The organism is Pseudomonas sp. 37 R 15 (assembly GCF_900004865.1).
In the GTDB taxonomy this organism is placed as follows: Bacteria; Pseudomonadota; Gammaproteobacteria; order Pseudomonadales; family Pseudomonadaceae; genus Aquipseudomonas; species Aquipseudomonas fluorescens_AM.
In genome coordinates this window covers 24364-49300 of sequence record NZ_CVTV01000026.1, presented here as the reverse complement: position 1 = coordinate 49300, position 24937 = coordinate 24364, and the positions used below count along the sequence as shown (strand labels likewise).

The 24937-nt window shown below is 61.0% G+C and carries 25 protein-coding genes and 1 other RNA gene; 14 read left to right on the top strand and 12 right to left on the bottom strand.

The window, feature by feature from the left end; all coding sequences use genetic code 11:
• The first annotated feature begins 88 nt into the window (after positions 1–88).
• Positions 89–235, top strand: coding sequence for a hypothetical protein (locus BFQ04_RS29630; RefSeq protein ID WP_015886446.1), 147 nt, complete (start codon positions 89–91; stop codon positions 233–235).
• A 7-nt stretch (positions 236–242) separates the two neighbouring features.
• Here the strand turns inward: BFQ04_RS29630 and BFQ04_RS08585 are convergent, their stop codons facing one another.
• From BFQ04_RS08585 to BFQ04_RS08570, 4 genes are all read right to left on the bottom strand, one after another.
• Positions 243–872: a 5-formyltetrahydrofolate cyclo-ligase gene (locus BFQ04_RS08585; protein WP_065950469.1), complete on the bottom strand. Its 630-nt coding sequence runs from the start codon at positions 870–872 to the stop codon at positions 243–245.
• 58 nt (positions 873–930) lie between these two features.
• Positions 931–1109, bottom strand: a non-coding RNA gene (gene ssrS, locus BFQ04_RS08580) — 6S RNA.
• 30 nt (positions 1110–1139) lie between these two features.
• Positions 1140–1457, bottom strand: coding sequence for a cell division protein ZapA (locus BFQ04_RS08575; RefSeq protein WP_005792389.1), 318 nt, complete (start codon positions 1455–1457; stop codon positions 1140–1142).
• Positions 1454–1663 carry a TIGR02449 family protein gene (locus BFQ04_RS08570; protein ID WP_003177365.1) on the bottom strand — a complete coding sequence of 70 codons (210 nt, stop codon included), beginning with the start codon at positions 1661–1663 and terminating at the stop codon, positions 1454–1456. Before BFQ04_RS08570 ends, BFQ04_RS08575 begins: the two co-directional genes overlap by 4 nt.
• Positions 1664–1802: 139 nt before the next feature.
• Here BFQ04_RS08570 and BFQ04_RS08565 point away from each other — a divergent pair, with 139 nt between their 5' ends.
• The 9 genes from BFQ04_RS08565 to gcvH all read left to right on the top strand — a co-directional run bounded on the left by BFQ04_RS08565 (position 1803) and on the right by gcvH (position 11649).
• A complete protein-coding gene (locus BFQ04_RS08565) occupies positions 1803–2360 on the top strand; it encodes a YecA/YgfB family protein (protein WP_057723388.1) in 558 nt (185 codons plus the stop codon).
• Positions 2361–2378: 18 nt separating this feature from the next.
• On the top strand, positions 2379–3701 hold the full coding sequence (gene pepP / locus BFQ04_RS08560) for a Xaa-Pro aminopeptidase (RefSeq protein ID WP_065950439.1): 1323 nt from the start codon (positions 2379–2381) through the stop codon (positions 3699–3701).
• Positions 3698–4885 carry a 2-octaprenyl-6-methoxyphenyl hydroxylase gene (ubiH, locus tag BFQ04_RS08555; protein ID WP_065950438.1) on the top strand — a complete coding sequence of 396 codons (1188 nt, stop codon included), beginning with the start codon at positions 3698–3700 and terminating at the stop codon, positions 4883–4885. The genes pepP and ubiH overlap by 4 nt, the downstream gene beginning before the upstream one ends.
• Positions 4878–5363 carry a DUF4442 domain-containing protein gene (locus tag BFQ04_RS08550; RefSeq protein WP_065950437.1) on the top strand — a complete coding sequence of 162 codons (486 nt, stop codon included), beginning with the start codon at positions 4878–4880 and terminating at the stop codon, positions 5361–5363. The genes ubiH and BFQ04_RS08550 overlap by 8 nt, the downstream gene beginning before the upstream one ends.
• An 8-nt stretch (positions 5364–5371) precedes the next feature.
• Positions 5372–6589, top strand: a complete 1218-nt coding sequence (locus BFQ04_RS08545) for a 2-octaprenyl-3-methyl-6-methoxy-1,4-benzoquinol hydroxylase (RefSeq protein WP_175413265.1) — start codon at positions 5372–5374, stop codon at positions 6587–6589.
• A gap of 538 nt (positions 6590–7127) precedes the next feature.
• Positions 7128–8132 carry an extracellular solute-binding protein gene (locus BFQ04_RS08540; protein ID WP_065950435.1) on the top strand — a complete coding sequence of 335 codons (1005 nt, stop codon included), beginning with the start codon at positions 7128–7130 and terminating at the stop codon, positions 8130–8132.
• A gap of 224 nt (positions 8133–8356) precedes the next feature.
• Positions 8357–9973: an ABC transporter permease gene (locus tag BFQ04_RS08535; protein ID WP_065950434.1), complete on the top strand. Its 1617-nt coding sequence runs from the start codon at positions 8357–8359 to the stop codon at positions 9971–9973.
• A 156-nt stretch (positions 9974–10129) separates the two neighbouring features.
• On the top strand, positions 10130–11212 hold the full coding sequence (gene gcvT / locus BFQ04_RS08530; protein WP_065950433.1) for a glycine cleavage system aminomethyltransferase GcvT: 1083 nt from the start codon (positions 10130–10132) through the stop codon (positions 11210–11212).
• Between the two features lie 53 nt (positions 11213–11265).
• Entirely contained in the window at positions 11266–11649 is a 384-nt protein-coding gene (gcvH, locus tag BFQ04_RS08525; RefSeq protein ID WP_065950432.1) for a glycine cleavage system protein GcvH, read from the top strand.
• Positions 11650–11792: 143 nt separating this feature from the next.
• On the opposite strand, the gene BFQ04_RS08520 is transcribed toward gcvH, so the two are convergent.
• The 7 genes from BFQ04_RS08520 to BFQ04_RS08490 all read right to left on the bottom strand — a co-directional run bounded on the left by BFQ04_RS08520 (position 11793) and on the right by BFQ04_RS08490 (position 17875).
• Positions 11793–12935 carry a DegT/DnrJ/EryC1/StrS family aminotransferase gene (locus BFQ04_RS08520; protein WP_065950431.1) on the bottom strand — a complete coding sequence of 381 codons (1143 nt, stop codon included), beginning with the start codon at positions 12933–12935 and terminating at the stop codon, positions 11793–11795.
• 151 nt (positions 12936–13086) lie between these two features.
• Positions 13087–13752, bottom strand: coding sequence for an outer membrane protein (locus BFQ04_RS08515; RefSeq protein ID WP_065950430.1), 666 nt, complete (start codon positions 13750–13752; stop codon positions 13087–13089).
• Positions 13753–13934: 182 nt separating this feature from the next.
• A complete protein-coding gene (locus tag BFQ04_RS08510) occupies positions 13935–14249 on the bottom strand; it encodes a DUF2388 domain-containing protein (RefSeq protein ID WP_057723397.1) in 315 nt (104 codons plus the stop codon).
• Positions 14250–14317: 68 nt separating this feature from the next.
• The gene (locus BFQ04_RS08505) at positions 14318–14764 is read right to left on the bottom strand and encodes an NfeD family protein (protein WP_065950429.1); all 447 of its coding nucleotides are present in this window, start codon (positions 14762–14764) and stop codon (positions 14318–14320) included.
• A 10-nt stretch (positions 14765–14774) separates the two neighbouring features.
• Positions 14775–15695, bottom strand: coding sequence for an SPFH domain-containing protein (locus tag BFQ04_RS08500; protein WP_003176797.1), 921 nt, complete (start codon positions 15693–15695; stop codon positions 14775–14777).
• Between the two features lie 77 nt (positions 15696–15772).
• A complete protein-coding gene (locus BFQ04_RS08495; RefSeq protein WP_065950428.1) occupies positions 15773–17455 on the bottom strand; it encodes a GspE/PulE family protein in 1683 nt (560 codons plus the stop codon).
• Between the two features lie 81 nt (positions 17456–17536).
• Positions 17537–17875, bottom strand: coding sequence for a hypothetical protein (locus BFQ04_RS08490; RefSeq protein ID WP_065950427.1), 339 nt, complete (start codon positions 17873–17875; stop codon positions 17537–17539).
• A gap of 127 nt (positions 17876–18002) precedes the next feature.
• On the opposite strand from BFQ04_RS08490, the gene BFQ04_RS08485 reads away from it, so the two are divergent.
• A complete protein-coding gene (locus BFQ04_RS08485) occupies positions 18003–18473 on the top strand; it encodes an Lrp/AsnC family transcriptional regulator (protein ID WP_043046970.1) in 471 nt (156 codons plus the stop codon).
• A gap of 76 nt (positions 18474–18549) precedes the next feature.
• On the opposite strand, the gene BFQ04_RS08480 is transcribed toward BFQ04_RS08485, so the two are convergent.
• Positions 18550–19917 (bottom strand): CYTH domain-containing protein, encoded by a 1368-nt coding sequence (locus BFQ04_RS08480; protein WP_065950426.1) that lies wholly within the window; start codon positions 19915–19917, stop codon positions 18550–18552.
• A 157-nt stretch (positions 19918–20074) separates the two neighbouring features.
• Here BFQ04_RS08480 and argE point away from each other — a divergent pair, with 157 nt between their 5' ends.
• From argE to BFQ04_RS08465, 3 genes are all read left to right on the top strand, one after another.
• The gene (gene argE, locus BFQ04_RS08475; protein WP_065950425.1) at positions 20075–21223 is read left to right on the top strand and encodes an acetylornithine deacetylase; all 1149 of its coding nucleotides are present in this window, start codon (positions 20075–20077) and stop codon (positions 21221–21223) included.
• Between the two features lie 136 nt (positions 21224–21359).
• Positions 21360–22658: an amino-acid N-acetyltransferase gene (gene argA / locus BFQ04_RS08470; protein WP_049711030.1), complete on the top strand. Its 1299-nt coding sequence runs from the start codon at positions 21360–21362 to the stop codon at positions 22656–22658.
• A gap of 666 nt (positions 22659–23324) precedes the next feature.
• A complete protein-coding gene (locus tag BFQ04_RS08465; protein WP_065950424.1) occupies positions 23325–24668 on the top strand; it encodes an OprD family porin in 1344 nt (447 codons plus the stop codon).
• The last annotated feature ends 269 nt before the right edge of the window (positions 24669–24937 follow it).

The following is a 24937-nucleotide window of genomic DNA, read 5'->3' as shown; positions in this document are numbered from 1 at the left end:
TGCCGGGCTTCAAGCTTGGTGCAGCTGCAACGGACTACTTTGGAACGTTGTTGTCATCGTGTACGAGATGCCTGAAGGGGGGCAATCGATGCAACGTAAACCGGATTTACTATGGATATTGGTTATTTTGTTTGGTCTGGGTGTCGTGACCACCGGTTATGCCCAGAGCCTGTGGTCGAACAAGACCGATGCACCGGTTGAACTCTCGCCTGTGCAGCAGCAATTCAAGCGTTAACACGACTTTAAAGCGTCGCTGGCTCCAGCGACGTTTCTGCGACATACCAGTGCTTATCGGTGACAGTGCCCGCCAGCGGCACGTCCCAACTCGCCTGCGCCAAGCGATCAACCTGCTGACATTCATGGGCCAACCCCAACAGCGTCGGCTTGCGCCATGTGTTGCGCCTGGCGAGGTAAGCCAGGCTGCGGTCATAGAATCCGCCGCCCATGCCCAAGCGCCCACCCTCATTATCGAACCCCACCAGCGGCAGCAGCACCAGGTCGAGCGCCCACACCTTGCGTTGGCGTTGGGCGACGGCCCGAGGTTCGAGAATGCGAAAGCGGTTGGGCCGCAACTTATCCCCAGGCCGCACGCGCTGGAACACCATTTTGGTACGCGGCCACGCACTCAGTACCGGCAGGTAGGTCGCCTTGCCCCGGCGCTGGGCAGCGCGCAGCAGCAGGCGCGGGTCAATTTCACCGTCCGTCGGTAGATACAGGGAAATATGTTTGGCCCGGCGAAACAGCGGGTGCTGTGCCAGTTGCCGATACAGGCCAAGGGCGGCCTCGCGCTGCTCGCGGGGCGTGAGGGCGCGGCGGGCGTTGCGCAACATGCGTCGAAGGTGCGGACGGGAAAGCGGCGCAGGTTCGGTCATGGCTTTTTGGCTCATAAAACAATGCCAGTCCGGGGACTGGCATTGAGTTTGGGAATTCAGGCTCCCCGGCAGAGCCGCTGTCGACTAAGCCCTTGAACCCGAAAGTTCAAGGTGGAAGAAGCAGTAGGCTTTAAGGCTTTCCGTCTAGCGGACATGCACACCAGCCCAACGTGCAACTTCCAGGGTAGTGCGAATCGGCTCCGGGACATCGCCGACTGGCAAACACGCCAGGGAGTGAGGCGAGTATACCTTAAACAGACTCGGCAATCAGCCCTTGGGTGCGTCCGAATCGGTGGAAAGCACCAGGTCGACGCGTTCGAGCAGGTCACGCACTTGCTCGCGGGTCGAGCCGCTGGCCTGCACGTCAGGCCGCTCCTGCTTGTGCAGCAGGTCGTGGGTAATGTTCAGTGCAGCCATCACGGCGATGCGGTCGGCGCCGATCACTTTGCCGCTGCTGCGGATTTCACGCATCTTGCCGTCCAGGTAGCGGGCAGCGCTCACCAGGTTGCTGCGCTCTTCCTGGGGGCAGATGATCGAATACTCTTTGTCGAGGATCTGCACGGTAACGCTATTGCTTGAACTCATGAGTCTTGCTCCAGGGCCTTCAGGCGCGAAATCATCGATTCGACCTTACGCCGGGCGATTTCGTTTTTTTCAATGAGGTGAGCGCGTTCCTCGCGCCAGGTCTTTTCCTGAGCTAATAGGAGTCCGTTTTGACTCTTAAGTTGCTCGACCCGATCAATTAGCAGTTCGAGTCTGGCCATCAGCGCTTGCAGGTCGGTGTCTTCCATTGGGTTCCACTGGATTTTGTCTGATGAATGGCAACTTCAGGATAAACGATCTGACGCCCTCGATAGTCTTGGTGCGTCTGCCGGTGCTAGGATACAGCGCTCCATTCTAGACATTGCGCCGTCTGGCGCCTAGCTCACCATGCCCATTCAGAACTCCCCGTACGACGCTTTTTCAAAACTGCTGAGCACCAGCGGTCATCCTTGCTCGCCTGCCGAACTGCACGGCGTGCTGTTGGGCCGCAGCTGCACCGGCGTGGGCTTCGATGCCGACAACTGGCTGGCCGATGTGGCCGAGCTGCTGGAAACCGAACCGACCGAGAACGTGCGTAACGCGCTGATCGGCCTGCAAGAGATGGTCAAGGGCGAACTGACCGGTGATGACGTCACCGTGGTCCTGCTGCTGCCGACCGACGACGCACCGCTCGCCGAGCGTGCCGCTGCCCTGGGTCAATGGTGCCAGGGTTTCCTCCACGGTTTCGGCGTGAACGCCGGCGGCCTGGAACTGAGCACCGACGCCAAGGAAGTGTTGCAGGACCTGGCGGCCATCTCCCAGGTGCAGGACGCCCTGGAAGAATCCGAAGACGGCGAGGGTGACTACATGGAGGTCATGGAATACCTGCGCGTCGCACCGTTGCTGCTGTTCACCGAGACCAGGAAGTCCGCTGAGCCGGCAGCCCCCAAGCCGTCCCTGCATTAAAAGGAAGCCCATCTGCCCATGATCCATATCCCCAAAGCGGAATACACCCGTCGCCGCAAGGCGCTCATGGCGCAGATGGAACCCAACAGCATCGCGATCCTGCCGGCCGCCGCCGTGGCGATCCGCAACCGTGATGTGGAACATGTCTACCGCCAGGACAGCGACTTCCAATACCTGAGCGGCTTCCCTGAACCGCAGGCGGTGATCGTGCTGATGCCTGGTCGCCAGCATGGCGAGTACGTGCTGTTCTGTCGCGAGCGCAACGCCGAACGCGAATTGTGGGACGGCCTGCGCGCGGGTACTGAAGGCGCGATCCGCGATTTTGGCGCCGACGACGCGTTTCCCATCACCGATATCGATGACATCCTGCCCGGCCTGATTGAAGGCCGCGACCGGGTGTACTCGGCCATGGGCAGCAATGCCGAATTCGACCGGCATGTGATGGAGTGGATCAACGTGATCCGCTCCAAAGCGCACCTGGGCGCCCAGCCGCCAAACGAATTCGTTGCCCTGGATCACTTGCTGCACGACATGCGCCTGTATAAATCGGCGGCGGAAGTGAAGGTGATGCGCGAGGCGGCGCGGATTTCCTGCGCCGCCCATGTGCGCGCGATGCAAGCCAGCCGTGCCGGCCTGCATGAGTTCAGCCTGGAGGCCGAGCTGGATTACGAGTTTCGCAAGGGCGGCGCGAAAATGCCGGCTTATGGCTCCATTGTGGCCGCCGGGCGTAACAGCTGCATCCTGCATTACCAGCAGAATGACGCGCTGCTCAAGGACGGTGACCTGGTATTGATCGACGCCGGTTGCGAGATCGACTGCTACGCCAGTGACATCACCCGCACCTGGCCGGTCAACGGCAGGTTTTCGCCCGAGCAAAAGGCGATCTACGAGATTGTGCTGGCCTCCCAGGAAGCCGCCTTCGCGCAGATTGCGCCGAACAAGCATTGGAACCAGGCGCATGAGGCGACCGTGCAGGTCATCACGGCCGGGCTGGTCAAGCTGGGGTTGCTGCAAGGCGACGTTGACGAACTGATCGCCAGCGAAGCCTACCGCGCCTTTTACATGCACCGCGCCGGCCATTGGCTGGGCATGGATGTGCATGATGTGGGCGAGTACAAAGTGGGCGGTGAATGGCGTGTGCTGGAAGTCGGCATGGCCTTGACCGTGGAACCGGGGATCTATATTTCACCGGACAACCAGAACGTAGCGAAGAAGTGGCGTGGCATTGGCGTACGCATCGAGGACGACGTGATAGTGACCAAGCAAGGCTGTGAAATTCTGACCGGTGCGGTGCCCAAGACGGTGGCCGAGATCGAAGCGCTGATGGCGGCTGCCCGATGAGCCGGGTCAACCTGGCGATCATCGGCGGTGGCCTGGTGGGCGCCAGCCTGGCGCTGGCGTTGCAGGCCGGGGCCAAGGCGCGAGGGTGGAAAATCGCACTGATCGAACCCTTTGCGCCGGGTGACAGTTATCAGCCGAGCTACGATGCGCGTTCTTCGGCGCTGTCCTTTGGTGCCCGGCAGATCTATCAGCGCCTGGGCCTGTGGCAGGACATCTCCCGTCGCGCCGAGCCGATCAAGCAAATCCATGTGTCCGACCGTGGACGTTTCTCCACCGCGCGTCTGTCAGCCATGGAGGAGGGCGTGCCGGCCCTGGGTTACGTGGTGGAAAACGCCTGGCTGGGCCAATGCCTGTGGCAAGGCCTGGATAAGGACGTGGTCAGTTGGCGCTGCCCGGCGGAAGTCACGCGCATGGAGCCGCTGCCTGAGGGCTACCGCCTGACCCTCAACGACGAAACGGTGCTGGAGTGCGACCTCGCGGTACTGGCCGACGGCGGCCGCTCGGGCCTGCGCGAACAACTGGGCATCGGCGTGAAGACGCGCCCGTATAACCAGAGCGCGCTGATCGCCAACATCACCCCGAGCGAAGCCCACAACGGCGAAGCGTTCGAGCGCTTTACCGATGAAGGGCCGATGGCCTTGCTGCCGCTGCCCGACAACCGCTGCGCGCTGGTCTGGACCCGCATGGGCATGGACGCCCAGCGTCTGGCCAATCTGGACGAGCGCAGTTTCCTGAGTGAATTGCAGGGCGTGTTCGGCTATCGCCTGGGCACCCTGAAGCAGGTAGGCGCACGGCATCTGTACCCGCTGACCCTGGTGGAAGCGCAAGAACAGGTCCGCTCGCACCTGGTAGTCCTCGGCAATGCAGCGCACAGCCTGCACCCGATCGCCGGGCAGGGCTTCAACCTGTCGTTGCGCGATGCCAACGCCCTCGCCGAAGCCTTGCTGGCCGGGCCTGCCGTGCCGGGCGACCTGGCGACACTGCAGCGCTACCGCGAGCGCCAGCGCCTGGACCAGCAACTGACCGTGGGTTTCTCCGACCAGGTCACGCGCCTGTTCGGCAGCGGACAACCGTTGGTTGCGTTGGGGCGCAACATGGGCCTGCTCGGCCTGGATCTGCTGCCGCCGGCCAAGCGCTGGTTCGCCCGTCAGGCCATGGGCCTGGGCACGCGCTCCGATGCGTAAGTGGCTGATCCAGCGCCTGGGCAAGGCCCGGCTGCTGCGCTGGGTGATGACGCTCTATCCGCCGTACCTGGGCGCCGGGATCAGCGTGCAGCAGATGAGCGCCGACTTTCGTCACGTCAAGGTGCGCATGGGCCTGGGCTGGTATAACCGCAACTATGTGGGCACTCAGTTCGGCGGCAGCCTGTATTCGATGGTCGACCCGTTCTACATGCTGATGCTGATGGAGAACCTGGGCCGCGATTACATTGTGTGGGACAAGGCCGCCAGCATCGACTTCATCTCGCCGGGCAAAGGCCCGGTGTATGCCGAGTTTTCCATCGACGACGCCTTGCTCGATGAGGTGCGTCGACAGACCGCCGATGGCGAGAAATATTTGCCTCACCTCAAGGTCCAGATTCATGACGGCTCCGGCACCCTGGTGGCGCGGGTCGACAAAACCCTTTACGTGCGGCGCAAGCCGCCAGCGAGACAGGCTTGACTATGGACATGCGCGCAGATGTGCTGATTGTCGGGGCCGGAATGGTCGGAAGCGCCCTGGCGCTGGCGTTGCAGGGCAGTGGCCTGCAGGTATTGCTGCTTGACGGCAGCCCGCTGAGCGTCAAGCCGTTCGAACCGGCGGCGGCGTTTGAACCGCGGGTCAGTGCACTGTCCGCCGCCAGCCAGCGCATTCTCGAGCGGCTTGGCGTGTGGGACGGCATCGTCGAGCGCCGCGCCAGCCCCTATGGCGAGATGCAAGTGTGGGACGGCAGCGGCACCGGGCAGATCCACTTTTCGGCGGCCAGCGTGCATGCCGAGGTGCTGGGGCATATTGTCGAGAACCGCGTGATCCAGGATGCCTTGCTGGACCGCCTGCATGATTGTGACCTGGGGCTGCTGGCCAATGCGCGCCTGGAGCAGATGCGCCGTTCCGGCGATGAGTGGCTGCTGACCCTGGCCGATGGGCGCAAGCTGCGCGCGCCGCTGGTGGTCGCCGCCGACGGCGCCAACTCCGCAGTGCGCCGCCTGACCGGCACCCCCACCCGTGAGTGGGACTACCTGCACAACGCCATCGTGACCAGCGTGCGCGGCAGCCAGCCGCACCAGCGCACGGCGTGGCAACGCTTCACCGACACGGGCCCGCTGGCATTCTTGCCGCTGGTGCGTGATGGGCAGGAGGATTGGTGCTCGATTGTCTGGTCGACCACGCCGGCGGAGTCCGAGCGCCTGATGGCCCTGGACGATGAGCGCTTCTGCCGTGAGCTGGAGCGGGCCTTTGAGGGGCGTCTCGGCAATGTGATCAGCGCCGACCCGCGCGTCTGCGTACCATTGCGTCAGCGTCACGCCAAGCGCTATGTGGCCGAGGGCCTGGCGTTGATTGGCGACGCGGCCCATGTCATCCATCCATTGGCCGGGCAGGGCGTGAACCTGGGCTTTCTCGATGCTGCGGTGCTGGCCGAAGTGCTGCTGGCGGGCAGCGAACGTGGCGAACGTCTGGCGGATGTAAAGGTGTTGAGCCGCTACGAGCGTCGGCGCATGCCGCATAACCTGGCGCTGATGGCCGCTATGGAGGGCTTCGAGCGTCTGTTTCAGGCGGATCAACTGCCATTGCGCTGGTTGCGCAATGCCGGCTTGAAACTGGTCGACCAGATGCCCGAAGCCAAGGCAGTGTTTGTACGCCAGGCCTTGGGCCTGACCGGCGACCTCCCGGACCTCGCCAAACTGTAAATTGAAATGCGGCCCCCTGTGGGAGGGGGCTTGCCCCCGATGGCGGCCTCAGGGCCGACCAGGATGCTGGATCAGATTGAGTACATATCCGTTTCTGCGGTAACGGCTACTTAGGGTTCCGCCCTGACGGCGGCTCACTTTTGTAAAGCGCAAAAGTAAGCAAAACGCTCTTGCCCACCACTCGGCACCTCGCTAATGCTCGGTGTGCCCTCACTCCGGCTTGAATCCGTGGGCCGCCGCAATGGGCCATCCCTGGCCCAGTGCGGCTAACCCGGCGTCCTGCCGGGTTACCCACGGATTCAAGCCTGCGTTCGGCCAGCGTGGTTTAACGGGGCGCCTAAGATCAAGATCAAGAGCTACTCGCTGCGCATCGTGGTTAGCGTTGGGTGCTACAGCGTTGTGTAGAGATCTATGCCCCGAGGCCATCAGTCCTCACGCCTCTCTCCGACCGTGCAACATCTGGTAACGCCTCCACCGAGCGTTACCAAATGTGAGTCCTTATCATTTGCGCTCTTTTTGCAAATGAGAGACCGCACCCATGTTGGCATCCAAGCGCCTCCTGACTGCCCTGGCACTCACCCTGATCGGCAGCGCCACTGCGCAGGCCGCCGACGAAGTGGTGGTCTACTCCTCGCGCATCGACGAACTGATCAAACCGGTGTTCGACGCCTATACCCGCAAGACCGGCGTACAGGTGAAGTTCATCACCGACAAGGAAGCCCCGCTGATGCAGCGCATCAAGGCCGAGGGCGAAAATGCCACCGCCGACCTGCTGCTCACCGTCGACGCCGGCAACCTCTGGCAGGCCGAGCAGATGGGCATTCTGCAGCCGTTCACCTCCGAGGTGATCGACAAGAACATCCCGCTGCAATACCGCTCCTCGGCCCATGCCTGGACCGGTTTGAGCCTGCGCGCGCGCACCATCGCCTATTCCACCGACCGGGTAAAACCGGGTGACCTGACCACCTACGAGGCCCTGGCCGACAAGCAGTGGGAAGGCCGCTTGTGCCTGCGCACGGCGAAAAAGGTTTATAACCAGTCCCTGACCGCCACGCTGATCGAGACCCACGGCGCGGCCAAAACCGAAGAAATCGTCAAAGGCTGGGTGAATAACCTGTCCACCGATGTGTTCTCCGACGATATCGCAGTGCTGGAAGCGATCAACGCCGGGCAATGCGACGTTGGTATCGTCAACACGTACTACTACGGTCGCCTGCACAAGCAGAAGCCGGACCTGGCGGTGAAGCTGTTCTGGCCGAACCAGGGCGACCGTGGCGCGCATGTGAACCTGTCGGGTATTGGCTTGACCAAACATGCGCCACACCCGGCAGCGGCCAAGGCCCTGGTGGAATGGATGACCACGCCCGAGGCGCAGCAGATCTTCGCCGACGTGAACCAGGAGTTCCCAGCCAACCCTGCGGTACCGCCGTCCGCCGAAGTGGCGACCTGGGGCAAGTTCGTGGCCGATACCTTGCCGGTGGAAGTGGCGGGCAAGCGTCAGGCCGAGGCGATCCGCTTGATGGATCGCGCCGGTTGGAACTGAGTTTCTAAATCGCTGCCAATCAAAAGGTGGGAGGGGGCAAGCCCTAATTGTAGGAGCGAGCTTGCTCGCGAAAAACGTCAACGATAACGCGTGCTTTCTGAATGAACGCGGTGCCTGTGAGTTTTTCGCGAACAAGCTCGCTCCTGCAGACGGCATTAGGGCTTGCCCCCTCCCACACTGTTTTGTGTCTGCCTTCAGATAGTCCATTCCCAGGGAATTTGCTTTTGGCCCACCCCGCCCAACGCCGCTGGTACCTGCCGGTCTTCGCCGTCGCTGCCCTGGTGCTGCTGCCGCTGAGCGTGCTGTTGCTGTCCTGGCAAAGCATCGATCAACAAATCTGGTCCCACCTGTGGGACACCCAGATGCCTCGTCTGCTCGCCAACACCTTGACCCTGGTGCTCGGCGTCGGTCTTGGCGTGACGTTGCTGGGGGTGAGCCTGGCCTGGCTCACCAGCCTCTGCGAGTTCCCGGGGCGGCGCTGGCTGGATTGGGCGTTGATGCTGCCCTTTGCGATTCCGGCCTATGTGCTGGCCTTCGTGTTTGTAGGGCTGCTGGACTTTGCAGGCCCGGTGCAGACCCTGCTGCGCGAAGGGTTCGGCGCGGGGCTGCGCCTGCCGCGTGTGCGCTCCACCAGCGGCGTGATCATCGTATTGGTGCTGGTGTTCTACCCCTATGTCTATCTGCTGGCGCGTTCTGCATTCCTGGCCCAGGGCAAGGGCTTGATGGAAGCGGCACGGGTGCTGGGCCAGTCGCCGTGGCAGGCGTTCTGGCGCGTGGCGCTGCCCATGGCGCGGCCGGCGATTGGTGCCGGTGTCGCCTTGGCCCTGATGGAAACCCTGGCGGACTTTGGTGCGGTCTCGGTGTTCAATTTCGACACGTTCACCACCGCCATCTATAAAACCTGGTACGGCTTTTTCAGCCTGTCCAGCGCCGCGCAACTGGCCAGCCTGTTGTTGCTGGTGGTGATGCTGGTGCTGTATGGCGAGCGGCGCGCGCGTGGAGCGAGCCGGCCCGGCAACGAGCGCCCGCGCGGCAAGGCGCTGTATCACCTGCGCGGGCTCAAGGCGGCAGCGGCCAGCGGTTGGTGTGGCTTGGTGTTCGCCTGCGCGTTTGTTATCCCGATGCTGCAACTGGTGGCCTGGTTCTGGCAGCGCGGCCGCTTCGATCTGGATGAGCGCTACACCGGCCTGATCGTGCACACGCTGTACCTGGGCGCGATCGCGGCGCTGATGACGGTCAGCGTGGCGCTGATATTGGCGTTCGCCAACCGCCTGGCGCCGACGCGGGCGATCCGTTCCGGCATCAGCCTGGCGAATGTCGGTTATGCCTTGCCCGGGTCGGTGTTGGCGGTGTCGATCATGTTGGCCTTCAGCTATCTGGACCGCGAACTGGTGGTGCCGCTGTCGGGCTGGCTGGGCGGCGCGGGCAAGCCGTTGCTGCTGGGCAGCCTGTCGGCGCTGGTGCTGGCGTATCTGGTGCGATTCCTGGCGGTCGCCTACGGGCCTCTGGAAAACAGCCTGGCGCGTATACGTCCGTCGTTGCCCGAGGCCGCGCGAAGCCTGGGCGTGAGTGGGCCACAACTGTTTTGCAAGGTGTATCTGCCGTTGTTGCTGCCTGGCACCCTGAGCGCGGCGCTGCTGGTGTTTGTCGATGTGCTCAAGGAAATGCCCGCCACCTTGCTGATGCGCCCGTTTGGCTGGGACACCCTGGCGGTGCGCATCTTTGAAATGACCAGTGAAGGGGAATGGGCGCGGGCCTCGCTGCCGGCGTTGACCCTGGTACTGGTTGGGTTGCTGCCGGTCATCGGGTTGATCCGACGCTCCGCACGACAAATCGGCTAGGTGCCAGTCCTACAGCTTGCGGCTACAATGCGCCGCATTCGGTGTGCTCCGTTTTTCGGATCGACCTGCTGTATGTGGCTGCGGGCCTTGTCGTTCAAGGTGTTCGGCGCAAGTGGCAGCTCTGCGCACCTTCGCCAAGCCCGGAAGGAGAAACCCATGGGACAGCGTACGCCTCTGTATGACCTGCATCTCGCCCTCGGCGCGAAAATGGTCGATTTTGGCGGTTGGGATATGCCTTTGCATTACGGCTCGCAAGTCGAGGAGCACCACCAGGTGCGGCGCGACTGCGGGGTGTTCGATGTATCTCATATGACCGTGATCGATGTCACCGGCCCTCAGGCCAAGGAATGGCTCCAGTACCTGCTGGCCAATGATGTCGATCGATTGCACGGCTGCGGCCGCGCGTTGTACAGCGCCATGCTCAACGAGCAGGGCGGGGTGGTGGACGACATGATCGTCTACCGTACCGAAACCGGTTACCGACTGGTGGTCAACGCTGCCACCCGTGACCAGGATATGGCCTGGATGCAGGCGCAACTGGGCGGCTATCAGGTGCAACTGCAGGAGCGCTCCGAGCTGGCCATGCTCGCCATTCAAGGTCCCCACGCGCGGCAGAAGATCGCCGAACTGGTGACCCAGTCCCGTGGCACCCTGATCCATCAGCTCAAACCTTTCGAAGGCCAGGCCGACGGCGACTGGTTTATCGCTCGCACCGGTTACACCGGCGAAGACGGCCTGGAAATTGTCCTGCCTGCCGACCAGGCGCCGGGTTTTTTCAACGACCTGGTGGGCGCCGGTATTTCCCCCATCGGCCTCGGTGCGCGCGATACCCTGCGCCTGGAGGCCGGCATGAACCTGTATGGCCAGGATATCCACCAGCAGGTGTCGCCCCTGGCTGCCAACATGGCCTGGAGCATCGCCTGGGAACCGGCAGGGCGCAATTTCATCGGCCGCGCCGCGCTGGAAGCGGAAAAAGCAGCCGGTGTGCAGTTCAAATTGGTCGGGCTGGTCCTGGAAGAACGTGGAGTTCTACGTGCTCACCAGGTAGTTCGTATCGCCAATGTTGGCGAAGGGGAGATCACCAGTGGTAGTTTCTCACCTACGCTTAGCAAATCCATTGCCCTGGCGCGTGTACCGACGGCGACTGCCGACCGGGCCGAAGTGGAAATTCGCGGCAAGTGGTACCCGGTTCGAGTGGTCAAGCCGACCTTCGTCCGCCATGGCAAAACCTTGATCTAACTATTTTCCGGCAGGCCACTGGCCGCTGACATTTCTTCTTGAGGACACAGACTATGAGCAATATCCCTGCCGACCTGCGTTTTGCCGAAAGTCATGAGTGGGCCCGTCTGGAAGCCGACGGCACCGTGACCGTCGGAATCTCCGACCATGCACAGGAAGCGTTGGGTGATGTGGTGTTTGTTGAGTTGGCTGAGATTGGCGCCACATTTGAAGCCGAGGGCCAGGCGGGTGTGGTTGAGTCGGTGAAGGCTGCCTCGGACATCTACGCCCCGGTTGCAGGCGAAGTGATTGCGGTCAACGACGAGTTGAGTGGGAGTCCTGAGCTGTTGAACTCCGACCCTTATGGCGCCTGGATCTTCAAGCTCAAGCCAAGCAACCCGGCTGATCTGGAGAAACTGCTGGACGCTGCCGGCTACAAAGCCGCTATCGGCGAGTAAACACAGAACCCGATGTGGGAGGGGCTTGCCCTAATGCTGGTCAGTTTGTGGGAGGGGGCTTGCCCCCGATGGCGGAGTGTCAGTCTGCTCATCAGTGGCTGACCCACCGTAATCGAGGGCAAGCGCCCTCCCACACTGGATAATCAGCCTGCTTTCAATACGGCTTTGACCGCCGCCACAGCCCGCTCCACATCCGCCTCTGTCATCGCCGTGAACATCGGCAACGACACGATCAATCGCCCAACACGCTCCGCCACGGGAAACATCCCTTCCTTGAAGCCCTGTGCCCGATACAGGCTCAGCAGGTGGATGGGCGGGTAGTGATAGCCAATGCCGACGCCGCGGGCCTGCATCTGCTCCATAAAAGTGGCGCGGGCGGGCAACCCATCCTGACGCTCCGGCAATACCAGTTGGAACAAGTGCCAGTTGCTGTTTTCGAAGTCCGCCGGCGGCAGTTGTGCGCCGTACTGTTCTTCGAAATCACTGCCGAAGCATTCGAAGTAGTGCCGTGCCAGGTTCTGACGATGGGCGGTGATCTTCTCGATGTGGGCAAATTGTCCCAGGCCGATGGCGGCGGCGATATCGGTCATGTTGAACTTGCCGCCCAGCACGTCCACATCCAGACCGTCGAAACCGTTGCGGGTGACGCCCTGCAGGCGGTACTTCTCGGCCAGACGGGCTTCTTCGGCGTTGTTCAGCACCAGGCAGCCACCTTCGGATGAGGTGATGTTCTTGTTCGCCTGAAAGCTGAACGAGACGAAGTCGCCGGTAGCGCCGATGCGTTCTGCGTCCCAGCTGGACCCCAGGGCCTGGGCAGCATCCTCGACGATGCGCAGGTTGTACTTGTTGGCCAGCGCGTAAAGCATCGGCATGTCCAAGGGCAAACCGGCCAGGTAGACCGGGATGATCGCCTTGGTGCGCGGGGTGATCGCCGCTTCAACCTGAGCCAGATCGATGTTGCGGGTCACCGGGTCGATATCGGCAAAGACCGGGGTGGCGCCCACTTCGAGGATGACATTGGCTGTGGCGACCCAAGAGATTGGTGTGGTGATGACCTCATCCCCAGGCCCGATACCAGCGATGCGCAGGGCAATTTCCATGGTGCAGGTGCCTGAGTTGAAGGTGCGCACCGGGCGGCCGCCAAAGAACTCCGACAACTGCGCTTCGAACGCCAGCACCTTCGGCCCGCTGGTGATCCAGCCGGAACGAAGGACATCGCCGACCGCCGAGATCGTGGCTTCGTCAATGGTAGGTTTGGAGAACGGCAGGAAAGGCTGTTGGCTCATGACGAAGAAGGCATCCGATAGGCGATGGGTGATGGACGTGCGAGTCCTGCATGGTTGCACGGTGCGACTGAATATAGCCTGTCGCCCGTGAACGATTCGTCATGTTGCGAGCAAAACAATGCCGCCTGGACGGCGGCATTTTTTCAGGGAATCAAAAGCCGAAGCGGGCTTCAAGAAACAAATTCTGCTCCTTGAGTTTGCCTTTGAGCTGTTCATCACGGGCATTCACCCTGTTGGCAAACGTGTTGTAGCCAGTTTCAACATCGCCCATGGCGGTATAGCGATAACCAGTGCCCAGGGTGAGTCGCTCATTGAGCCTGGCTTGCAACCCGATGCCCACGCTGTAGGCAAAGTTGTGCTGGCGATTGCTGGCAAAACGCCGTGTATCGTTGGTTTGGTAGCCAGCAGCGTCAACCCGCGCGACACCCATGCCGGCCATCCCGTAGAACGACAGCCAGTCATTGATAGGTATGTCCTTGTAACCATTGAGCATCAGGCGCTGGCTCTGGGTGTGCAGGCTATTGACGTTGGCATTGAAGGGCGCCCAGTAGGACTTGAATGTCGAGGTATTGGGCATGGTGTATTCGCCCTCCAGGCGCCACCCGTCGGCAAAGGCATAACCCACTGCAAAGGAGCCAACCACCGATTTGCTGCTGTCCGGTGCGGCCACACGTTCTGTCACGCGGGGGCTGGTCAGCAGAGCGCTGGAGAGGTTCTGGCGTGTACTGTTGAGCTTAGTCGAACCATACCAGCTTTCTGCCTGGGCACAGGGGGCTGCGGCTGCCGACAGGAGGCAGGCGAATACAAGTTTTTGCATGGAGACTGATTCACTTTATTGAAAAAGGAATCGGTAGCTTGTTACCTGCTACCCACGGCCTCGACAGGACTGATCCGATGGTTGCCCAGAAAACTCGACTCTTGACGTAATCAATCGCAGGTTTTTTGTAGGGGAATGCAAAAATGCCGCTTGAGAAAGCGGCATTTTTTAGGTTGCAGTGGTTACTCGGTAACAGCGTTCTTCGCGAGGATGGCGTTGGCCAGCTCCATGTCCGTGGCCTGCAGGCCAGGGTTATCGGCGCGCACTTTCTGCATGGCCGCTTCCAGGTACGGGCCGCGGATGCCGCCGTCGCTGGCGACGAAGCTGCCGGCGTCGTCCTGGGCGGCGACGACCATTTTGTGGTCCTTGAAGGTCAGGTAGGTCGAGCCGGTGGTGGCGCCTGACGAGATGACATTACGCCAGAAGCTATCGGCCATGGCTGAGCCGACAGGGAGAGAGAGCACAGCAAGGGTTGCGACAGCATATTTAAGACGCATGATGGGTGACTCCGGTGGGTTATCTGTACGTTTTGATTGTAGTTAACCTGATCCAGTTCCATCACTGACTAAACAGTTTCAACCTTTAAAACTACCCCATCCTGCCCAACCACGCGGACTTGAGCGCCTACAGGTGCATCGGCACCGGTGACCATCCATACGCCATCGCCGACCTTGACCTTGCCCCTGCCGTCCACTATCGCCTGATGCACCACGAACGTGCGCCCGACCAGCTCTGAACCGCGCTCGTTCAAGCCGGGTTGATCGCTGGCCTTGGCGCTGCTGCGTTGGCGTCTCCACCAGTACACGGCCGTCAATATCGACAGCAGGGCGAACAGCAGCAGTTGCCACTCCAGTCCGAGGGGCGGGACGATGAACTTGATCACACCCACGGCCGCTGCGGCGATACCCATCCACAACAGGTAGCCTCCGGCACCGAACACCTCAAGAATCAACAAGACGGTGCCCAGCGCCAACCAATCCCAGAACGAAAGATGCTGCAGGAAATCCCACATGGTGGCGACCTCAGCCTTTCTTGTTGTCGAAAGTGGCTTTGACGATCTCGCCGATACCGCCCACGGCGCCAATGACCTGGCTGGCTTCCAGCGGCATCAGGATCACTTTGCTGTTGTTGGCCGATGCCAGCTTGCCCAGGGCATCGATGTATTTCTGCGCGACGAAGTAATTCACCGCCTGCACGTTGCCGGAGGCGATCGCTTCGGATACCACCTGGGTCGCGCGGGCCTCAGCCTCGGCCTGACGTTCACGCGCTTCGGATTCGAGGAAGGCGGCCTGGCGGCTACCCTCTGCCTCGAGGATCTGCGCCTGTTTCTTGCCCTCGGCGGTGAGGATCGCCGAGGCGCGCAGGCCTTCGGCTTCGAGGATTTGTGCGCGCTTGATCCGCTCGGCTTTCATTTGTCCGGACATGGCCGCCATCAGGTCGGCGGGCGGGCTGATGTCCTTGATTTCGATACGGGTGATCTTGATGCCCCACGGCGCCGTAGCTTCGTCGACGGTGCGCAGCAGTTTTTCGTTGATGCCGTCGCGCTGGCTGAGCATGGCATCCAGCTCCATGGAGCCGAGCACCGTACGGATATTGGTTTGCAGCAAGTTGCGGATGGCATGTTCGAGGTTGTTCACCTCATACGCGGCCTGGGCAGTGTTGACCACCTGGAAGAAGCACACGGCGTCAATCTGCACGGTGGCGTTGTCGGCGGTAATCACTTCCTGGGGCGGGATATCCAGCACGCTTTCCATCACGTTGATCTTGCGGCCGATGCGGTCCATGACCGGGATGATGATGTTCAGGCCGGGCTTGAGGGTGTTGGTATAGCGGCCGAAACGTTCGACGGTCCACTGGTAGCCCTGGGGCACCACCTTGAAACCCATGAACAGGATGGCAATGGCCAAACCCACGAAAAGAAGCAGTACGGTTCCGATCTGCATTGCGATTCCCTATCTGATGATGTCAGTGACACGACGTTCGGTCGATTGTAACGGTGTCGTCACGGATAAGAACGGTTTCATTGGCCAGCGAACAAAGGATTTGTTTCTGAATCCCCAGGGGTAACCCTGAGGACTTCCGTCAGCGTCGTCAGTCCGGCCTTCACCTTTTGCATGCCGGCCATTCGCAGGCTGTGCATGCCTTGCCCGAGAGACGCATGGCGCAAGGCTTGAACGTCAGCGCCGGGGGTGATCAGCGCTTTGAGGGTTTCGTCCAGAATCATGATTTCGTAAAGCCCGGCCCTGCCTCGATAGCCACTGTCGCGGCACTCACCACACCCGACCGCCTCGTAGACTTCGGCGACGGCGCGTTTGCAATGGGGGCACAGCACGCGCACCAGGCGCTGTGCCATGACGCCTATCAGCGTCGCCTTGATCAAATAATGAGCGATACCCAGTTCCTGCAAACGGCTGATGGCGCTCGGCGCATCGTTGGTGTGCAGCGTTGACAGCACAAGGTGCCCGGTCAGCGCGGCCTGGATCGCCATTTCGGCGGTCTCCTGGTCGCGAATCTCGCCGATCATGATGATGTCCGGGTCTTGGCGCAGCAACGCGCGGATACCGCTGGCGAAGGACAGGTCGATGTTGTGCTGCACCTGCATTTGGTTGAATGCCGGCTCGACCATTTCGATGGGGTCCTCCACCGTGCACAGGTTGACCTCCCGGGTCGCCAGTTGCCTGAGGGTGCTGTAGAGCGTGCTGGTCTTGCCCGAGCCGGTGGGGCCGGTGACCAGAATGATGCCGCTGGTCTGTCGGGTCATGGCCTGCCAGCGCTGCTGATCGTCGACGGACAGCCCCAGTTGATCGAAATCCTTGAGCAGCACCTGGGGATCAAAAATGCGCATGACCAACTTTTCGCCGAAGGCGGTGGGCAAGGTCGACAGGCGCAGTTCCACTTCAATGCCTGCCGTTTTCGTTTTGATGCGCCCATCCTGGGGCTTGCGCTTCTCTGCCACATTCATACGCCCAAGGCTTTTCAGCCGGCTGACCACAGCGGTACTGACCTGGGGCGGAAATTGGTAGACGTCATGCAACAGCCCGTCAATGCGAAAGCGCACACGCCCCTGTTCAAGGCAGGGCTCGATATGGATATCGCTGGCCCGTTGATCAAAAGCGTACTGCAACAGCCAGTCGACGATATTGACGATATGCGCGTCATCGGCATGCGGCTCGCTATCGCTGGCGCCCAGGCTGAACCGTTCGACAGTACCGGGGGACGCCATTTGCTGGTCGGCACCGCTGACAGATTTGGCCAAACGGTAAAATTCATTGATGCAGCGCTGGAGGGTTTGAGGGTTGGCCACCACGCGTCTTATCGAACGTTTGAGTACCTGGCAAAGCCCGGCCTCCCAGCCGCTGACATGGGGCTGAGCGCTGGCAACGGTGACGCTGTGCGCATCCACGGCCACTGCAAGGATGGCGTGGCGCTGGGCGAAGGCGTGGGACATCAACGGCACCACCGTCGCCACGTCGATCTTCAGCGGGTCGATGCGTAGATAAGGCTGATCGACGTGCCGGGCCAGCCACCGGGTCAATGTTTCCAGGCACGGTCCTTGCGCGGCGATCATTTCCAGGGGATGCCGGGCGCTGGCGGGCACGGACGACACCTGCCGCGCCGTCTCTGGCGTAATCAGTTGCTGCTCGATCAATGCAGGCAGCAACTGTTGCAGTTCCAGAGGGCGATCTTGCAGGACGGCGGGCATGAGGGGTTCCAGATTGGCGTCGGGTGTAATCCCAGGCTAGCCAGCTTCTGAATATTCTCCCTGGGCGTGTATTGCAGGCTTTTACCGAGAGGTTGCCGCCACGGCTTGAGGCCGCGCGCTACCTGCCGGCCACGACTCAACGGAACACACGCTGATCAGGTTTCGAAACTTTTCACCAATCACCTGGGCGCGATGCCAGCTCAGGCCGTCCACCACGATGTCGATATGCAGCAGGTCGTCTTGCCTGTTCACGATCACCTGTCTGGGCGTGAGAAATTGCAGCGCGAAGTAATTCAGTACCCGGCACAGCACGTCCGGCTCCGCCTCTGCGGCAATCCGATAATGCGCCTCGCACTGAAGGCTATCGACAGCCCACGCATCGGCGCGGGTAACAGAGTGGACGGTTTCAACGGCGTGCATGCTGACTCTCCAGATTTGGCTGGAGGAATTTTTACATTCGCCATGGGAGATTTCTTATCTAAGATGAGCCAGATTCGCATAAATTCGAATCGTGCAATTCAAGATAAGCGCACCCGAAGGTATTTTTATGCACAGTGAATTGGACGTCTATGACCGCCGCATCCTGGCCCTGCTGCAAGAGGACGCCTCGCTCTCCAGCGCGCAGATCGCCGAACAGGTCGGCCTGTCCCAGTCGCCCTGCTGGCGGCGCATCCAGCGGTTGAAGGAAGAGGGCGTGATTCGTGGCCAGGTGACGCTGCTGGACCGCAAGAAAATCGGCCTCAACACGCAGATTTTCGCCGAGGTCAAACTCAACGCTCACGGCCGATCCAACTTCACCGAGTTCACCGAGGCGATTCGTGGCTTTCCGGAAGTGCTGGAGTGTTATGTACTGATGGGCGCGGTGGATTTCTTATTGCGCATTGTTGCGTCGGACATCGAGGCGTACGAGCGGTTTTTCTTTGACAAGTTGTCGATGGTGCCGGGGATTCAGGAGGTCAATTCGATTGTGGCTTTGTCCGAGATCAAGTCCACTACCAGTCTGCCAGTATTGCGCTGACAGGGAAGGCCTCATCGGGGGCAAGCCCCCTCCCACAGGTCAAAATGTGGGAGGGGGCTTGCCCCCGATAGCAATGTTACAGGCGCAGAAGCGTCTTCCACGCCCGATTCTGATACACCGCAATCGCCTGATGCATCCGCGCATCCAGCGACTCATCGGTAATCGGCTGGTTAGCCAGGTGCGCCAGCTTGTTCAGCTCGCCGTACAAGCGGTCCAGTTCCGGGATGTCCACCACGTGACGGGCATGGTGCAGCCAGGCCTGGATGCGTTCGATGCGCGGCAATTGCTCGGCCAGGTCTTCCGGCTGCTGCTGGTAACGCGACAGTTGCAGGGCAACGGCGTCATCGGCCAACAGGCGCGGTAGCCAGTTGGTGATCTGCGCGGCGCCCTGACGGTTGCCACGTACGTTGCGCGCTTCGGTCCAGGTGCGGGCCAGCAGCCAGCGCGAGGTGTTCAGGGAGAACAGGCCCCAGCGCACATCCTGCAACTCTTCAACGAACTGCTCCGGCGCGGCTTTGCGAATGTCTTCATCGTCGTCACCGGCCTGGACCAGCGGGCGCCAGTCTTCCAGCAACGCATCCAGGGCGCTGCGCAGCTCGCTGGTGGATTGGCGCGGCGCGGCCTGGCCGAGGCTGCCGATCAGGGCGCGCAATTCGCCGAGGTTCTCGACCCAATCCTGCAGCAGACGCCAGTGGCCATTGAAGCGATATTGCTCGGCCAGACGCTGGCTGCTGCCCAGCAGGTGCCACATGATTGCGGCGAAGGCATCGTCCAACGGCATTTCGGCGTGAATCTGCGGCGCCGGCAGGCTCAGGGAGTAGCTGCTGGCGTCGTACAGGCGATAACCACGTTCGGCCTTGCTGATGTCACACGGCATCAGCGCCAGGGTCGCCGCCAGTTCGGCGGCCAGCTCCAGCAGGGCTGCCGGCTCACCTTCGCGCAGTTCCAATTCCAGCTCGCAGATTTCTTCCTTCTGCTTGCCGACGACCACATGGCCCAGGTCCAGGGCGGCTTCGATCACCACCTTGGCCTTGCCGCGACCCCAGGCGATTTCGGCGCGTTCACGCACGAAGTCGGTGGTAAAGATCGGCTTGAGGGTCTTTTTGTCCAGCTCGGCCAGTTGCTCGGGCCAGCACTCGCCGTCGAGCTTCTTCACGTCGAGCTTGGCTTTGGGCAGGTCCCAGTTGTATTCGTTGCGTTCCGACAAGCCGGCAACACTCTGGCCGCGGGTCTTGAGGGTCTGGATGATGTCGTCACCGTCCTTGCGCAGGCGCAGGGCCACCTTGGCCTGGGCCAGGTCGCGCTCGGGGGTGTCGAAGTACTGATTCATCAACTCACGGCGTTCCCAGCCACTTTTGTTGCGTTTTTTCAGTAGCGGGTGCTCACGCAGCGCGGCGAGTGTCTCGCGGCTGACGCGGAGCTTGATTTCGGTTTCTTTCTGCATGGCCGGAAAATCCAGGATCGGGAGCGCAGCCGGGGAAAAGTGTGGCTGCCAAGGTCGTGCAGTGTACAGGACTGAGCCCGGCAACGTGCCGCAACGGTTTATTGTGTCGTGCAGATGGCTCTATAGTGGGGCTCATCCGGGAAGTTGGAGACCGCGCATGCCGTTACCGTCCATGAAAGAGCAGTTCGCCGCGTTGATTGCCGCGCCGTCGGTCAGTTGCACTCAAGCGTCGCTGGACCAGACCAACCGCCCGGTGATCGATCTGCTCGCCACCTGGCTGGGCGACCTGGGCTTCGCCATCGACATCCAGCACGTCAGCCCCGGCAAATTCAACCTGCTGGCGAGCTTTGGCAGCGGCCCCGGCGGCCTGGTGCTGGCCGGTCACAGCGACACGGTGCCCTACGACGCGGCATTGTGGAAAACCGATCCGCTCAAGCTGACGGAAGTCGACGGGCGCTGGGTAGGATTGGGCAGTTGCGACATGAAGGGCTTCTTCGCCCTGGCCATCGAAGCCGTATTGCCGCTGCTGGATCAACCGTTCAAGCAACCGCTGCTGATTCTCGCCACGTGCGATGAAGAAAGCTCCATGTCCGGCGCCCGTGCCCTGGCCGACGCGGGGCGGCCGTTGGGTCGGGCGGCGGTGATCGGTGAGCCGACCGGCCTCAAGCCGATCCGCTTGCACAAAGGTGTGATGATGGAGCGCATCGACATTCTTGGCCAAAGCGGCCATTCATCGGACCCGAGTCTGGGCCACAGCGCCCTGGAAGCCATGCACGACGCCATCGGCGAATTGCGTGGCCTGCGCCTGGCCTGGCAACGTGAATACCGCAACCCGCAGTTCAGCGTGCCGCAGCCGACCATGAACTTCGGCTGCATTCACGGCGGCGACAACCCCAATCGCATCTGCGGGCAGTGCTCGCTGGAATTCGACCTGCGGCCGCTGCCGGGCATGGACCCGCAAGTCCTGCGCGCCGCCATCCGGCAGAAGCTGCAACCCTTGGCCGAGCGCCATCAGGTCAAGATCGACTACGCGCCGCTGTTCCCCGAAGTGCCGCCGTTCGAGCAGCCGGAAGACGCCGAACTGGTACGGGTGGCAGAGCGTTTGACCGGCCATCGTGCCGAAGCAGTGGCGTTCGGCACCGAAGCGCCTTATCTTCAGCGCCTTGGTTGCGAAACCCTGGTGCTCGGCCCTGGCGATATCGCCTGTGCGCACCAGCCGGGCGAATACCTCGAAATGTCACGCTTGACGCCTACAGTGCGTCTATTGCGGGAACTGATTGAACATTACTGCCTGAAACCTGCATAAATTAACCCCCGCCTGTTCGTACATAGAAAGGAGAGTGAGCGTGTCGCCAAGCCTGTTCCGACGATAACCATCAGCCCGCTGTGCGCTTTCACGATTGATCCCTTTTCGGCTGCTTTTTATTACAGGCCCAGGTGTTATGCCCGACTACGTTAATTGGCTTCGTCACGCTTCGCCCTACATCAACGCTCACCGCGACTGCACCTTTGTGGTCATGCTGCCCGGCGATGGTGTGGAACATCCCAACTTCGGCAATATCGTCCACGACCTGGTGCTGCTGCACAGCCTGGGGGTGCGGCTGGTGCTGGTGCACGGTTCGCGCCCGCAGATCGAAGTGCGCCTTGAAGCGCGTGGCCTGACCCCTACTTACCACGAAGGCATGCGCATCACCGATGCGGCGACGCTGGAGTGTGTGATCGACGCGGTCGGCCATCTGCGTATCGCCATTGAAGCGCGCCTGTCCATGGACATGGCCTCATCGCCCATGCAGGGCTCGCGCCTGCGCGTGACCAGCGGCAACTTCGTGACCGCGCGCCCTATCGGCGTATTGGACGGCGTGGACTATCACCACACCGGCGAAGTGCGCCGGGTCGACCGCAAGGGTATCAACCGCCTGCTGGACGAGCGCTCCATCGTGCTGTTGTCGCCGCTGGGGTATTCGCCCACTGGTGAGATCTTCAACCTGGCCTGCGAAGACGTCGCCACGCGCGCCGCCATCGACCTGGGTGCCGACAAGCTGCTGCTGTTCGGCGCCGACCTGGGCCTGATCGATGAAAATGGTCGCCTGGTGCGCGAACTGCGTCCGCAACAAGTGCCGGCCCACCTGCAGCGCCTGGGGAGCAACTACCAGGCCGAGCTGCTCGATGCCGCCGCTGAAGCTTGCCGGGGTGGAGTAGGGCGCAGCCATATCGTCAGCTACGCCGAAGACGGCGCCTTGCTCACCGAGCTGTTTACCCGTGACGGCGGCGGTACGCTGGTGGCCCAGGAGCAATTCGAACTGGTGCGCGAAGCGGCGATCGAGGACGTCGGCGGCTTGCTCGACCTGATCAGCCCGCTGGAAGAGCAGGGCATCCTGGTGCGTCGTTCGCGGGAAGTGCTGGAGCGGGAGATCGAGCAGTTCAGCGTGGTCGAGCGCGAAGGGATGATCATCGCTTGCGCGGCGTTGTATCAGATCGCGGATTCGGATGCGGGTGAATTGGCGTGCCTGGCAGTGAATCCGGAATACCGCCATGGCGCGCGCGGCGACGTGCTGCTTGAGCGCATCCAGACCCGTGCCCGTGCCCAGGGCCTGAAGACCTTGTTCGTCCTCACCACCCGCACCGCCCACTGGTTCCGTGAGCGCGGCTTCGTGCCGAGCAGCGTGGACCGCCTGCCATCGGCGCGGGCGTCGCTGTACAACTATCAGCGCAACTCGAAAATTTTCGAGAAGGCTTTGTAAGCCCGGCCTGGCAACCAATACATATCTACCTGTGGGAGGGGGCTTGCCCCCGATAGCAGTGGGTCAGTCAATTTCTATGTGACTGACACACCGCCATCGGGAGCAAGCCCCCTCCCACATTGGGCCGCGTTTATCCCCAATGCGTGATGCCGCTGCCGTTACGCACTACCAGGCCTTCAGAAGCGTTGATTTTTGCCGATAGCGTGTTCGTGGAGCCGTCAGCCGTTGACATCAAAAGAAAGTAATACCGATACAAAAACTGTAACAAATTGACGGGAGGATGTGCCCTTGGCCATGATGGCGTCGCCTTTTTGATCGTGAGTGACGTATGCAACCGAACGTCAACACTAATCGATCTAAAAAAGCACAGGTAAATACCCTTTAGGAATTAGCTTATGGGCAGGTTGGTCTATCCTGACCAGTCCGTTTCGCGAACGCGCTTATTCCTGAATCGTATGAAAAAGAATGAAATAATTCTTTTTGGGTGTATGAAAAACTCATTACCCTGCAGGGACCAAATCAACTGCGATTAGACGAAGGTAGTAGACACACAAGGTTACGATTGACTTGGTGGTCACTATCTGGCGCTAATCGCGCATCTGTGGATCGAGGGCGTCAGACCCGAGACCAAAGAAATACAAAAATTAGAAATGAGAGGAGCGGTACATGAAGAAGTCCACCTTGGCTGTGGCTGTAGCGTTGGGCGCAATCGCCCAGCAAGCAGGCGCTGCCGGTTTCATCGAAGACAGCAAGGCCACACTGGGTCTGCGCAACTTCTATATCAACACCGATAACCGCGAAGGCACGGCCAACCCGAGCAAGAACGAAGAATGGGGCCAAGGCTTCGATCTGCGTTTCATCTCCGGTTATACCCAAGGCACCGTGGGCTTCGGTCTTGACGCTATCGGCCTGTTGGGTGTTCGCCTGGATTCCGGCGGCGGTACCAACGGCGCGACTGCCACGTCCTACGGCGGCACCATCTTCCCGAGCAAGTCCAATGGCGAAGCCGTTGATAACTACTCGAGCCTGGGCCTGACTGCCAAGGCCAAGATTTCCCAGACTGAATTGAAGCTGGGTACCTTGCAGCCCAAGCTGCCGGTCATCGTGACCAACGATGGTCGTATGCTGCCGCAGACCTTCCAGGGTGGCCAGATCAGCTCCAGCGACATCAAGGACCTGACCCTGGTCGCCGGCCAGATCGAAAAGGCCAAGGGCCGTAACTCCAGCAACAACGAAAGCCTGTCCATCTCCGGTGCCAACAGCCGTGGTGTGAACTGGCGTTCGAGCAACAAGTTCTACTATGCCGGCGGCGACTACAAGATCACCAAGGATCTGACCGCCCAGTACTACTACGGCAACCTGGAAGATTTCTACAAGCAGCACTTCCTGGGCCTGACCCACAACTGGGCCATCGGTCCGGGCGTGTTGAAGTCTGACCTGCGTTACTTCAACAGCTCCGACGACGGTAACAACGGCAACCAGTCCGCCTACTTCTCTACAGGCAACTACGGTGGCGTCAACTCCGGTCGTGGCAAAGTCGACAACAACCTGTACAGCGGCCTGTTCCTGTACTCGGTTGCCGGTCACACCTTCGGTGGTGGTTACCAGGTCAGCAACGGCAGCAGCGACTTCCCTTGGCTGAACCAGGGTGACGGCTCGTCGGCCTACATCACGACGGACATGCAGATCCAGAAGTTCGCCCGTGCCGGCGAGCGTACCTGGCAAGCTCGCTACTCCTACGACTTCGCCAAAGTCGGCGTACCTGGCCTGACCGCGGGTGTGGTTTACCTCAAAGGCGACCATATCGACACCGTCGCCAGCAACCGTGCCGAGTTCACCGGCCAGTCCGAGTGGGAACGTGACATCACTGTTGCCTACGTCGTACCGGAAGGTCCGCTGAAAAACGTCGGCGTGGCTTGGAAAAACGCTATGTGGCGCAGCGATATCGCCAACGCGCGTAACCAGGACGAAAACCGCTTGATCGTCAGCTACTCGATCCCGCTGTTGTAAGACTGTAAAACCTTGCCCGGCGCAATGCCGGGCAAGGTGTCTTGCTTTTCAAGTCGGGCTCAACCCCCGCAAGCCCTTCCTGAACCCTCTTTGTGCAGCGTCTCAAGGCCTTCTCGAACCTTGAAGAAGATGGTGCTCTTCAGTGCTGATCACGTCCAATGAACAGATCTTTAATATTCCTTTATCGTCTAGATAAATTGATATTTATTCTTTTTAAAATTTCTCCTATGCATGCACAGTGGGCTCCATAAGCACTCATCAGGAGCCAC

Coding starts and splice junctions, on each gene's coding strand:
- argE (WP_065950425.1), top strand. CDS start 20,075: ATGCCGTTACCGTCCATGAAAGAGCAGTTCGCCGCGTTGATTGCCGCG.
- BFQ04_RS08585 (WP_065950469.1), bottom strand. CDS start 872: ATGACCGAACCTGCGCCGCTTTCCCGTCCGCACCTTCGACGCATGTTG.
- BFQ04_RS08505 (WP_065950429.1), bottom strand. CDS start 14,764: ATGTGGGATTTCCTGCAGCATCTTTCGTTCTGGGATTGGTTGGCGCTG.
- BFQ04_RS08485 (WP_043046970.1), top strand. CDS start 18,003: ATGCACAGTGAATTGGACGTCTATGACCGCCGCATCCTGGCCCTGCTG.
- BFQ04_RS08465 (WP_065950424.1), top strand. CDS start 23,325: ATGAAGAAGTCCACCTTGGCTGTGGCTGTAGCGTTGGGCGCAATCGCC.
- BFQ04_RS08520 (WP_065950431.1), bottom strand. CDS start 12,935: ATGAGCCAACAGCCTTTCCTGCCGTTCTCCAAACCTACCATTGACGAA.
- BFQ04_RS08500 (WP_003176797.1), bottom strand. CDS start 15,695: ATGCAGATCGGAACCGTACTGCTTCTTTTCGTGGGTTTGGCCATTGCC.
- argA (WP_049711030.1), top strand. CDS start 21,360: ATGCCCGACTACGTTAATTGGCTTCGTCACGCTTCGCCCTACATCAAC.
- gcvH (WP_065950432.1), top strand. CDS start 11,266: ATGAGCAATATCCCTGCCGACCTGCGTTTTGCCGAAAGTCATGAGTGG.
- BFQ04_RS08545 (WP_175413265.1), top strand. CDS start 5,372: ATGCGCGCAGATGTGCTGATTGTCGGGGCCGGAATGGTCGGAAGCGCC.
- BFQ04_RS08495 (WP_065950428.1), bottom strand. CDS start 17,455: ATGCCCGCCGTCCTGCAAGATCGCCCTCTGGAACTGCAACAGTTGCTG.
- pepP (WP_065950439.1), top strand. CDS start 2,379: ATGATCCATATCCCCAAAGCGGAATACACCCGTCGCCGCAAGGCGCTC.
- BFQ04_RS08480 (WP_065950426.1), bottom strand. CDS start 19,917: ATGCAGAAAGAAACCGAAATCAAGCTCCGCGTCAGCCGCGAGACACTC.
- BFQ04_RS08575 (WP_005792389.1), bottom strand. CDS start 1,457: ATGAGTTCAAGCAATAGCGTTACCGTGCAGATCCTCGACAAAGAGTAT.
- BFQ04_RS08540 (WP_065950435.1), top strand. CDS start 7,128: ATGTTGGCATCCAAGCGCCTCCTGACTGCCCTGGCACTCACCCTGATC.
- BFQ04_RS08510 (WP_057723397.1), bottom strand. CDS start 14,249: ATGCGTCTTAAATATGCTGTCGCAACCCTTGCTGTGCTCTCTCTCCCT.
- ubiH (WP_065950438.1), top strand. CDS start 3,698: ATGAGCCGGGTCAACCTGGCGATCATCGGCGGTGGCCTGGTGGGCGCC.
- gcvT (WP_065950433.1), top strand. CDS start 10,130: ATGGGACAGCGTACGCCTCTGTATGACCTGCATCTCGCCCTCGGCGCG.
- BFQ04_RS08490 (WP_065950427.1), bottom strand. CDS start 17,875: ATGCACGCCGTTGAAACCGTCCACTCTGTTACCCGCGCCGATGCGTGG.
- BFQ04_RS08570 (WP_003177365.1), bottom strand. CDS start 1,663: ATGGAAGACACCGACCTGCAAGCGCTGATGGCCAGACTCGAACTGCTA.
- BFQ04_RS08515 (WP_065950430.1), bottom strand. CDS start 13,752: ATGCAAAAACTTGTATTCGCCTGCCTCCTGTCGGCAGCCGCAGCCCCC.
- BFQ04_RS08550 (WP_065950437.1), top strand. CDS start 4,878: ATGCGTAAGTGGCTGATCCAGCGCCTGGGCAAGGCCCGGCTGCTGCGC.
- BFQ04_RS08565 (WP_057723388.1), top strand. CDS start 1,803: ATGCCCATTCAGAACTCCCCGTACGACGCTTTTTCAAAACTGCTGAGC.
- BFQ04_RS29630 (WP_015886446.1), top strand. CDS start 89: ATGCAACGTAAACCGGATTTACTATGGATATTGGTTATTTTGTTTGGT.